The sequence below is a fragment of the Nocardioides sp. genome (genome assembly GCF_024509035.1).
Taxonomy (GTDB): Bacteria; Actinomycetota; Actinomycetes; order Propionibacteriales; family Nocardioidaceae; genus Nocardioides.
The window spans coordinates 1-9,987 of the sequence record NZ_JANINT010000254.1; the positions used below are offsets into that span (position 1 = coordinate 1).

A 9,987-nucleotide genomic window follows, 5' to 3' on the forward strand; every position below is an offset into this window, starting at 1 on the left:
CGCCTGAGCCAGGGGGTCAGCGACGCCGCCGACGGGGCGGCCCGGCTGCACACGGGCGCCGTGCGCCTCTCCTCCGGGGCCGGCCGCCTCTCCTCCGGGGCCGACCGCCTCGCCGGCGGTGCCAGCAGGATCGGCCAGGGTGCCGGCCGGCTCGCCGACGGCGCCGGGTCGGCGGCCTCCGGTGCGGACCGCCTCACCAGTGGCACAAGTCGGCTCGCCAGTGGAGCCGGCCAGCTCTCCGACGGCGCCACACAGGCGGCCGACGGTGCCGCGTCTCTGGCCTCCGGTGCGGGGCGCCTGGCGGGTGGGGCCGAGCGGCTCGGCTCCGGCTCGGGCCGGCTGGCCGCCGGGCTGCGCAGCGGGGCGGACGCCGTACCGACGATGGGTGCCGAGCAGCAGCAACGGCTCGCGCGGGCGGTGGCCGCGCCGGTCGTCGGCCGCAGCGAGGTGGCCGGTACGGCGGAGTCGACCGCGGTCGGCATCGCCCCGGCCCTGCTCATGCTCGCGCTCTGGCTCGGCGTCGCGCTGGTCTACGTGCTGCGGCCGCCGCTGCCGCCCGCTCGGCTCCAGGAGCCCGGGCTGCCGTGGCGGGTCGCGCTCGCCGGCTGGCGTCCCGCGCTCCTGGCCGCGGTGGTCCAGGCGGCGCTGCTCGTCCCGGTGCTCGCGCTGTTCGACGTCTCGGTGGCGCGACCCGGCGTGCTCGTGACCGGCCTGCTGGCGGCGGCCGCGGTGTTCGCCGCGCTGGTGCAGGGCATCGTGGCGCTGCTCGGGCCCGCTCGCGGCAAGGCGACCGTGCTGGTGCTGCTCGCGGCGCAGGCGCTGCTCCTCGGGGGGCTGCTGCCGGTCGACACCGCTCCGGTCGCCGTCCGCGTGCTGCACGGACTGCTGCCGCTGCCAGCCGCCGCGGACGTCGTCCAGGCGGGCGTGGCCGGTCGTGGGGCCGTCATGGGGTCGGTCCTGCTGCTGGTGGCGTGGGGGGTGGTCGGTCTGGTGCTGTCCACGCGCGCGGCCCGGCGGGCTGCCACGGTGAGGCCCGACGGCCTCCGCGACTCCCGCCACGGGGGCGGTCTGCGGCGCGAGGAGCTCGCCGTCTGACACGGGACCCTAGATTGGTCCGGTGAGCGAGGTCGGTGGTGCGGGCGGCGTCCGGCTCGGTACGCCGACCGGTCGCGCGGTCGTCGCCGCTGCCGTCCTCGGGTCGGGCATGACGATGCTCGACGGGACGGTCGTCAACGTCGCCCTGCACACGATCGGGGAGGACCTGGACGCCTCCTTGGCGCAGCTGCAGTGGATCACCAACGGCTACCTGCTCTCCCTGGCCAGCCTGATCCTGCTCGGCGGCTCGCTCGGCGACCGCTTCGGCCGGCGGCGGGTGTTCGTCGTCGGCACGGTGTGGTTCGCCGTCGCGTCGCTGGCCTGCGGGCTCGCGCCGACGCCGACCACCCTGATCGCCGCGCGGATCCTCCAGGGCGTCGGCGCCGCCCTGCTCACGCCCGGCAGCCTGGCGATGATCCAGGGCGCCTTCGTCCGCGACGATCGGGCCCGGGCGATCGGCTCGTGGTCGGGGCTGACCAGCATCGCCAGCGCGATCGGTCCGCTCGTGGGCGGCCTGCTGGTGCAGTACGCCAGCTGGCGCTGGATCTTCCTGATCAACCTGCCGGTCGCCGCGCTCACCGTGCTGATCGCGCAGCGCACCGTCCCCGAGACCCGTGACCCGCACGCCCCGCGCCGCCTCGACGTCGCCGGCGCGCTGCTGGCCGCGCTCGCCCTCGGGACGCTCACCTACGGCCTCACCGAGTGGGGCGGCCCGCTGGCGCCCTGGGCGGGCCTCGTCGCGGTCGTCGCCGCGGCGGCGTACGTGCTCGACGAGCGGCGCACCGACCACCCCATGCTGCCGCTCGGGATCTTCGCCGACCGGACGTTCAGCGCCGCGAACGCGATGACGTTCGTCGTGTACGCCGCCCTCGGCGCGGTCCTGTTCTTCCTGGTGCTGCAGCTGCAGACCGTGAGCGGGTACGGCGCGCTGCGGGCCGGTCTGGCCACGCTCCCGATCACGGTCTGCATGTTGCTGCTCGCCTCGCGCGGCGGGGCGCTCGGCACTCGCATCGGGCCACGCGTTCCGATGACGTTCGGCCCCCTCGTGATGGCGGCGGGCACGCTCCTGCTGCTGCGGGTCGGGAGCGACGTCGACTACTGGACCGACGTCCTGCCCGGCCTCGTCGTGTTCGGCGTGGGCCTGGCGCTGATGGTGGCCCCGCTGACCGCGACCGTCCTGGCCGCGGCCTCCGACGAGCACGCCGGCATCGCCAGCGGCGTCAACAACGCGGTCGCGCGCGCCGGGTCGCTGCTCGCGGTCGCGGCGCTGCCGGCGGCCGTGGGCCTGGGCGGGGAGGAGTACGCCGACCCGGCCGCGTTCGACGCGGCGTACGGCAGCGCGACGGTGGTGTGCGCGGCGCTGCTCGCGGCGGGGGGCGTGCTGTCCTGGCTGACGATCCGCACCCCGGCTCGCGCGGGGCGCCCGATCAGCGGCTGAGCGGGTCGCCGAGGTCGAGCGTCATGAAGGTGCTGTAGACGCTCGGGCCGTAGTCGCCGAACGGGCCGCACTCGACGAACCCGTGGCGCGCGTAGAGCGAGCGCGCCGGCTCGAACGCCTCGGGCGTCCCGGTCTCGAGGCTCAGGCGGGCCAGGCCGCGCCCGCGGGCGAGCGCGACGAGGTGCTCGACGATCGCGCCGGCGACGCCACGCCCGCGCGCCGCCGCGGCGGTGTGCATCGACTTGAGCTCGCCGTGGCCTGCCCCGAGGTCCTTGAGGGCGCCGACGCCGAGCACCTCGCCGGCCACGCGGTAGGACACGAACGTGATCGTGGGATCGACCAGGGACTCGACGTCGAGGGCGTGCACGTCCTCGGGCGGGCTGTGCTCGGCGGTGAAGGCCAGGTGTCGCTCGAGCAGCGCTCGCACGTCCGCGGCCCGCGGGTCGTCGACGGTGATCTCGCCCTCCACCCGCGGAAGACTAGGCCGTGCCCTGGTGCGAGACGAAGATGCAGAACGGGTGTCCGGCCGGGTCGAGGAGGACGTGGAGCGGCTCGTCCTCGTCGTCGCTGCGGTCCAGCGCCTCGGTGGCGCCGAGCTCGAGGGCGCGAGCGCGCTGTGCCTCGAGGCTCTCGACGTCGGGCACGGTCATGTCGAGGTGCACCATCATCTGCTGGTCGCCGGGCCGGTCGGGCTCGGGCCGCCACACGGGGGCGACGTACTCGGCGTTGGCCTGGAACGACAGGCCGCGGCCGTCCGCCCGGCTGTAGGGCACCGGGCCGATGACCAGCCAGTCCTCGCCGCGGGGGTCGGGCTCGCCGGGCGGGGGCGGCTCGTCGCCGGGACGGTAGGCGTAGCCGAGCAGCGCGCGGTAGAACTCCGCGAGCGCCCGGGGGTGCCGGCAGTCGAGGACGGTCTGGGCGAGGAAGGGATGGCTCGCGCTCATCCGGCCACGCTACGCGCGCATCCGTGCTCCGCACGCCTCAGGAGACGGAGTGTGCCGCCGATCGGTGGGGGTACGACGTCCCCTGGGGGACACGGACGGGAGGGACCACCATGACCACCACACTCGCGGCGCCGGTGCGCCACCGCACGCGCCGGGCGCCGACGCCTGCGGCGCGCAAGCCCCGGGTCGCCGTGCGCCCGCAGGACCTGGTCGACCTGATGGCCCGCCGACCCGACCTGGTCGGCGTCTACAAGCCGGCCGACGTCGCCGCCGAGGCGATCCGCTGGTCCGCCTGAGGATGCCTGCCCCGGCGCGTCTCCTGGTGCCATTACCTCAGTAGGTCGCTAAACTTAGACCTTGTGGGGCCTGAGGTCCGATGACCCGCCCCGTGACGCTCTGGTCGCTACGGCGGCGCTGGTCACGGGAGCCCTGGTGTTCTCCGAGCGGTTCGACGCGCTCCCGACCGCGGTGGCGGCCTACGCCGGCGCGGCGTGGGTGCTGTGGCTCGAGCGGGACGCCGCGCACCGACGGGAGGAGACGCGCCACCGATGACGAGCACGACACGCGAACGACACACCCGACCCGGCGCGGCGCCGGGCTCCGTGGTCCGGAAGGCCCGCGCTGCGGCCCGGGCCCGGGACCTGGTCCGGCTGATGGACCGCAGACCCGAGCTCGCCGGTGTCTACCGGCCCGCCGACCTGGCCGTGGAGGCCATCCGCTGGTCGGCCTGACCGAGCCGACTCGGCGCATCTGCAGGTCCCAACAGGCGCGAGTCGGCGCGTCTGCAGGTCGGCCCGACCGCGTGACCGGCGGCCTCCCGGTGCTCGATTGCCCGTGCCGGCACTGAGGAACGCACCTGTCGGGATGCCGCCACGGTCCGGTTGCGCGGGACGTCGTGCGACGTGGTCGCCTGGGCAGCCACCTCGGATGACCTCCGCCGGGTCGCCCCTGGGAGGTCATACGTTTCGGGGGTCCTGGCGCCCAGAACGTACGACGTCCCCTGCAGACCCGCCCGTACCCAGCGGCAGCGCCGGGCCAGGCTCTCGAGTCGTCAGCGGAAGACGACGGTGCGGTGCCCGTTGAGCAGCACCCGTGACTCCGCGTGCCAGCGCACCGCGCGCGCCAGCACCTGGGTCTCCACGTCGCGGCCCGCGGAGACCAGCTGGGCCTGGGAGAACCCGTGGTCGACGCGCATCACGTCCTGCTCGATGATCGGCCCCTCGTCGAGGTCGCCGGTCACGTAGTGGGCGGTCGCGCCGACGAGCTTGACCCCGCGGTCGAAGGCCTGGTGGTAGGGCTTCGCGCCCTTGAAGCTCGGCAGGAACGAGTGGTGGATGTTGATGGCGTGGCCGGCCAGCTCGCGGCACAGCCCGTCGGACAGGATCTGCATGTAGCGGGCGAGCACGACCAGGTGCACGTCGAGCTCGTCGACCAGCTCGAGCAGCCGGGCCTCGGCGGCGGGCTTGGTCTCCGCGGTGACCGGGACGTGGTGGAACGGCACGCCGTACGACGCCGCCATCGGCTCCGCGTCGCGGTGGTTGGAGACGACCGCGGCGACCTCGATGCCGAGCGACCCCGTGCTGGCCCGGAACAGCAGGTCGTTGAGGCAGTGCAGGTCCTTGGAGACCATGATGATCGTGCGGTACGGCGCGGCCGCGTCGCGGATCTCGAAACGCATCTCGAACGTCTCGGCCACCGGCGCGAACTCCGTGCGCAGGACGTCCTCGTCGACCTCTCCGGGGACGTCGACCGCGATCCGCATGAAGAACCGCCCGCTCAGGGCGTCGCCGAACTGCTGGCTCTCGGTGATGTTCGCTCCGCGCTCGGCCAGGAAGCCGGTGACGGCATGCACGATGCCGGGGCGGTCGGGGCAGGAGAGGATCAGCACGAACTCGGACACCGCACCAGTCTCCCATCCGGCGACGCCGAGCACTGACCCCGGAGCAGGTCTCGACGTACCCTGACCGCGGGAGGGATGTGATGGCACTCGGACGCGCGCGCAGGACGGGTCGGAGCACGGCGGTGCTCGGCGTCGTCGTGCTGCTCGGCGCCGTGACCACCGCCTGCAACGAGTCCTCCGGGTCCTCCGAGGCCGGCGCCCCCGCGTCGAGCGGGTCGACCACCGCGACCCCCGCGGCGGGCAGCCCCACCGCGCAGGCGACCCTCGACCCCGCCCACGCGGTCGACCCGCCGGGGAGGCGCACCGGACTCATCTCCGGGCCGGACATCGTCGCGAACGGCTCGAAGACCATCACCCCGGAGCGGGTGCGGGCGATCAAGCGGTTGAAGGGCGTCGTCGACGTCGAGCAGATCTCCCTGGCCCAGGTCGTGATCGAGAACCAGTCCCTCAACATCGCGGCCGTCGACCCCGCCACCTACCGCAACTACGTCATCGACAGCGACAGCGCCAAGACCGACGACGTGTGGGCCCGGGTCGCCGGCGGCGAGCTCGCCATCCGCCCGGCGCTGAAGAAGCGCGCCGCCATCGACGACCAGGGCTTCCTCCGTCTCGGCAGCGCCCAGAACGCGCCGCAGGTCCACGTGGGGGCCTACGCCCCGCAGTCGTGGCTGGTCGACGCCGTGGTCAACGACACCTGGATCCCCGACCTCGACATGACCGAGGGCAACGCGCTGCTGATCCGCACCGGCACGACCGCGCCGATCACGCTGCGCACGCCGATCGAGCGGATCCTGAAGGGCAGCGACGCCTCGGTGCAGATGACCGACGCGGTGGCGCGCAACGGCCTGGACACCGACGTGGTGCAGACGGCGGTCGTCACCGGCACGGTGGCCGATGCCGTCGGCACGTTCCGCTACTCCGTGCTCGCCGGCGGACGTATCGCGCCCGACCCCGGCTGGGTGGCCTCGCACATCGCCACCAGGACCGTGCCGATCCTGGGCACCGTCACCTGCAACCGGTTGATGTTCCCGCAGCTCGAGGCCGCCCTGCGCGAGGTGCAGGCCACGGGGCTGGCCGACAAGATCCATCCCGGTGAGTACGCCGGCTGCTACTACCCGCGCTTCATCGCAGGCTCGACCAAGCTGTCCAACCACGCCTTCGGCCTCGCCCTCGACCTCAACGTGCCCGGCAACCAGCGCGGCACCGCCGGCGAGATCGACCGCGGCGTGGTCGCGATCTTCAAGTCGTGGGGCTTCGCGTGGGGCGGCGACTGGTCCTACACCGACCCGATGCACTTCGAGATGAACCGGCTCGTGGAGCCGCGGTGACGCCCGAGGACTTCTTCGCGGGCAACGACGCCGGCCTGGCGGCGTACCGCCTCGCCCACGACGCGATCGGGGGCTGGGGCGGGTGCGAGGAGCGGGTCGGTCGCAGCCAGGTCTGCCTGCGCCGCGCGCGCGCCTTCGCGTGGCTGTGGAACCCGCGGCAGTACCTGCGCAACGCCGGTGCCGACGTCGTGGTGACCTTCGCACTCGACCACGAGCTCGACTCGGCGCGGATCAAGCAGGCGGTACGCACCGGGCCGCTGCTGGTCGTCCACCACGTCGAGCTGCGCGACCCCGCCGCCGACCTCGACGAGGAGCTGCTCGGCTGGCTGCGCGAGGCGTACGACCGGGCCGGCTGAGCACCCCGGCTCGGGGACGTGGCCTAGCCTCGGGCTCATGCGAGCCGCCCGAGTGCTGTCGACCACCGGACCTGCCGACGTCGTCGTGGAGGACGTCCCCGAGCCCACGCCCGGGCCTGACGACGTGCTCGTCGAGGTGCACAGCGTCGGCATCTCCTTCCCCGACCTGCTGCTGAGCAAGGGGGAGTACCAGCTCAAGCCCGAGCTGCCGTTCACCCTCGGCGTCGACTTCGCCGGCACGGTCGTCAGCGGCGGTCTCTTCGAGCCCGGACAGCGGGTCGCCGGCGTGAACGGGTACGGCGGCGCCGCGGAGCTGGTCGCCAACCCGGCGATGTTCACCTTCGCCCTGCCCGACCACGTGTCCTTCGACGAGGGCGCCGCGCTGCCGATGAACTACCTCACCGCGCAGTTCGCGCTCGCCGAGCGCGGTGGACTGCGCGCCGGCGAGACCGTGCTCGTCCACGGCGCCGCGGGCGGGGTCGGCACGGCGTCGATCCAGGTTGCGAAGGGGTACGGCGCGCGCACCCTCGCCGTCGTCAGCAGCGAGGAGAAGGCGCAGGTCGCGCGTGCCGCCGGCGCCGACGAGACCGTCCTGCTCGACGGCTTCAAGGACGCGGTCCTGGACCTCACCGGCGGGCAGGGCGTCGACGTCGTGGTCGACGTCGTCGGCGGCTCGGTGTTCACCGACTCGCTGCGCTGCCTGGCCGCACAGGGCCGGCTGCTCGTGGTGGGCTTCGCCGCCGGGCAGGGCATCCCCGAGGTCAAGGTCAACCGCCTGCTGCTCAACAACGTCGACGTGCGCGGCGTCGGGTGGGGTGCCTACGCGATGATGCGGCCCGGCTACATGCAGCAGCAGTGGGCCGAGCTGGTGCCGATGCTGGCGTCCGGGGTCGTCAAGCCGCCGGTCGGCGCGACGTACGACCTCGACGACGTCGCGCGGGCCCTGGTCGACATGGACGAGCGGCGCACGCTCGGCAAGTCGGTCCTGCGGGTGCGCTGAGCCCCCGGGGCAGGCCCGCCGTTCGCTCTGCGCGAAGGGGAGGCGTAACTGGGGCCGCCCCCGGCTACTGTCGTCGCCGTGACGATCCTCGACGACGCCCGCGCGGGCATGGACACCGAGATCCGGCCCCAGGACGACCTCTTCGGTCATGTGAACGGGCGCTGGCTCGACGAGACCGAGATCCCTTCCGACCGGTCGAGCTGGGGCCCGTTCGTCCAGCTCGCCGACGTCGCGGAGGAGCAGGTCCACGCGATCATCGAGGACCTCGCCCGCAAGGTCGAGGCCGGCGAGGAGGTCGACGAGGACGCCCACAAGATCGGCGACCTGTTCGCGTCGTTCATGGACACCGCGACCATCGAGCGGCGCGGCCTGGAGCCGGTGCGCCCGCTCATCGCGGCGGTCGGCGCGCTGCGCGACATCCGGGACCTCGCGGCGTTCCTCGGGGAGTTCGAGAGGATCGGCGGGCACGGGCTGTTCGGGTCCTACGTCGACACCGACTCCAAGGACTCCGACCGCTACCTCTTCAACCTCGTCCAGGGCGGTCTCGGGCTCCCCGACGAGTCCTACTACCGCGACGACAAGTTCGCCGAGATCCGCGACAAGTACGTCGCCTACCTCACGCGGCTGCTCGAGCTCGGTGAGCACCCCGACCCGGCCGGCGCGGCCGCCACGGTGCTGGCGATCGACACCCGGCTGGCCGCGGGCCACTGGGAGCGCGCCGAGACCCGTGACGTGCAGAAGACCTACAACCTGATGTCCAAGGCCGACCTCGTCGAGCTCTGCCCGGCCTTCGACTGGGACGCCTACATCACCAACCTCGGCGGCACCGACGCGACGCTCGCCGAGGCGTGCGTCCGGCAGCCGTCGTACTTCGCGCACCTCTCGACGGTCCTCGAGGAGTTCCCCCTCGACGACTGGCGCCAGTGGCTGCTCTCCCACGTGCTGCGCTCGGCCGCGGCCTACCTCACCGACGACTTCGTCGAGACCAACTTCGACTTCTACGGCCGCACGCTCAACGGCACGCCGGAGCTGCGGGCCCGGTGGAAGCGCGGCGTCGCGCTCGTCGAGGGCGCGATCGGCGAGGCCGTCGGCAGGCAGTACGTCGAGCGGCACTTCCCGCCGCGCGCGAAGGCGATGATGGACGAGCTGGTCGCCAACCTGCTCGCGGCCTACCGCGTCTCCATCGAGAAGCTCGACTGGATGACCGAGGAGACCAAGCAGCGGGCCTACGACAAGCTCGACACGTTCCGCCCCAAGATCGGCTACCCCGAGAAGTTCCGTGACTACTCCGCGCTGCGGGTCAGCCACGACGACCTGCTCGGCAACGTCGCGGCGGCGTCCGCCTTCGAGACCGACCGCCAGCTCGCCAAGATCGGGTCGCCGGTCGACCGCGACGAGTGGTTCATGCTGCCGCAGACCGTCAACGCCTACTACAACCCGGGCACCAACGAGATCTGCTTCCCCGCGGGCATCCTCCAGAAGCCGTTCTTCTCGCCGGACGCCGACGAGGCGGAGAACTACGGCGGCATCGGCGCGGTCATCGGCCACGAGATCGGCCACGGCTTCGACGACCAGGGCGCGCAGTACGACGGCGCCGGCAACCTCAACGACTGGTGGACGCCCGAGGACAAGGCGGCGTTCGAGGTGAAGTCCCAGGCGCTGATCGAGCAGTACGACGCCTTCGAACCGCGCGCCCTGCCCGGCGAGCACGTCAACGGCGCGTTGACGGTCGGCGAGAACATCGGCGACCTCGGTGGGCTGACGATCGGGCACACCGCGTTCCTCATCGCCCGCGGCGGCTCGGCGAGCGCCGAGGAGCGGCAGCGGCTGTTCCTCAACTGGGCCTACTGCTGGCGCACCAAGCGACGCAAGGAGCAGGAGCAGCAGTACCTCACCATCGACCCGCACAGCCCGCCGGAGTTCCGC

11 protein-coding genes and 1 pseudogene are annotated in these 9,987 nt (G+C 73.2%); 9 read left to right on the forward strand and 3 right to left on the reverse strand.

What is annotated here, in order from left to right; all coding sequences use genetic code 11:
* Together Q0L15_RS17440 and Q0L15_RS17445 are read left to right on the forward strand one after the other, a co-directional pair.
* Positions 1 to 1,095 (forward strand): annotated as a pseudogene (locus Q0L15_RS17440) (hypothetical protein); the annotation flags it as partial.
* Between the two features lie 22 nt (positions 1,096 to 1,117).
* The gene (locus tag Q0L15_RS17445) at positions 1,118 to 2,533 is read left to right on the forward strand and encodes an MFS transporter (protein ID WP_296605723.1); all 1,416 of its coding nucleotides are present in this window, start codon (positions 1,118 to 1,120) and stop codon (positions 2,531 to 2,533) included.
* Here the strand turns inward: Q0L15_RS17445 and Q0L15_RS17450 are convergent.
* Positions 2,523 to 3,002, reverse strand: a complete 480-nt coding sequence (locus Q0L15_RS17450) for a GNAT family N-acetyltransferase (RefSeq protein ID WP_296605724.1) — start codon at positions 3,000 to 3,002, stop codon at positions 2,523 to 2,525. The two genes, Q0L15_RS17445 and Q0L15_RS17450, sit on opposite strands and share 11 nt — an antisense overlap.
* 10 nt (positions 3,003 to 3,012) lie before the next feature.
* On the reverse strand, positions 3,013 to 3,477 hold the full coding sequence (locus Q0L15_RS17455; RefSeq protein ID WP_296605725.1) for a VOC family protein: 465 nt from the start codon (positions 3,475 to 3,477) through the stop codon (positions 3,013 to 3,015).
* Between the two features lie 110 nt (positions 3,478 to 3,587).
* Between Q0L15_RS17455 and Q0L15_RS17460 the strand changes: the two genes are divergently transcribed.
* From Q0L15_RS17460 to Q0L15_RS17470, 3 genes are all read left to right on the forward strand, one after another.
* Entirely contained in the window at positions 3,588 to 3,773 is a 186-nt protein-coding gene (locus Q0L15_RS17460) for a hypothetical protein (protein ID WP_296605726.1), read from the forward strand.
* A gap of 61 nt (positions 3,774 to 3,834) precedes the next feature.
* Positions 3,835 to 4,029, forward strand: a complete 195-nt coding sequence (locus Q0L15_RS17465) for a hypothetical protein (RefSeq protein ID WP_296605727.1) — start codon at positions 3,835 to 3,837, stop codon at positions 4,027 to 4,029.
* Positions 4,026 to 4,208 (forward strand): hypothetical protein, encoded by a 183-nt coding sequence (locus Q0L15_RS17470; protein ID WP_296605728.1) that lies wholly within the window; start codon positions 4,026 to 4,028, stop codon positions 4,206 to 4,208. The genes Q0L15_RS17465 and Q0L15_RS17470 overlap by 4 nt, the downstream gene beginning before the upstream one ends.
* A 320-nt stretch (positions 4,209 to 4,528) precedes the next feature.
* Here Q0L15_RS17470 and purU read toward each other — a convergent pair whose 3' ends face one another.
* A complete protein-coding gene (gene purU / locus Q0L15_RS17475) occupies positions 4,529 to 5,377 on the reverse strand; it encodes a formyltetrahydrofolate deformylase (RefSeq protein WP_296605729.1) in 849 nt (282 codons plus the stop codon).
* A gap of 80 nt (positions 5,378 to 5,457) precedes the next feature.
* On the opposite strand from purU, the gene Q0L15_RS17480 reads away from it, so the two are divergent.
* The 4 genes from Q0L15_RS17480 to Q0L15_RS17495 form a co-directional block, all read left to right on the forward strand.
* Entirely contained in the window at positions 5,458 to 6,705 is a 1,248-nt protein-coding gene (locus Q0L15_RS17480; RefSeq protein ID WP_296605730.1) for a M15 family metallopeptidase, read from the forward strand.
* Entirely contained in the window at positions 6,702 to 7,061 is a 360-nt protein-coding gene (locus tag Q0L15_RS17485) for a DUF5655 domain-containing protein (protein ID WP_296605731.1), read from the forward strand. Before Q0L15_RS17480 ends, Q0L15_RS17485 begins: the two co-directional genes overlap by 4 nt.
* Before the next feature lie 37 nt (positions 7,062 to 7,098).
* The gene (locus Q0L15_RS17490) at positions 7,099 to 8,061 is read left to right on the forward strand and encodes an NADPH:quinone oxidoreductase family protein (protein ID WP_296605732.1); all 963 of its coding nucleotides are present in this window, start codon (positions 7,099 to 7,101) and stop codon (positions 8,059 to 8,061) included.
* Positions 8,062 to 8,139: 78 nt separating this feature from the next.
* Positions 8,140 to 9,987 (forward strand): M13-type metalloendopeptidase (locus Q0L15_RS17495; RefSeq protein WP_296605733.1); only part of this gene is annotated, 1,848 nt, incomplete at its 3' end.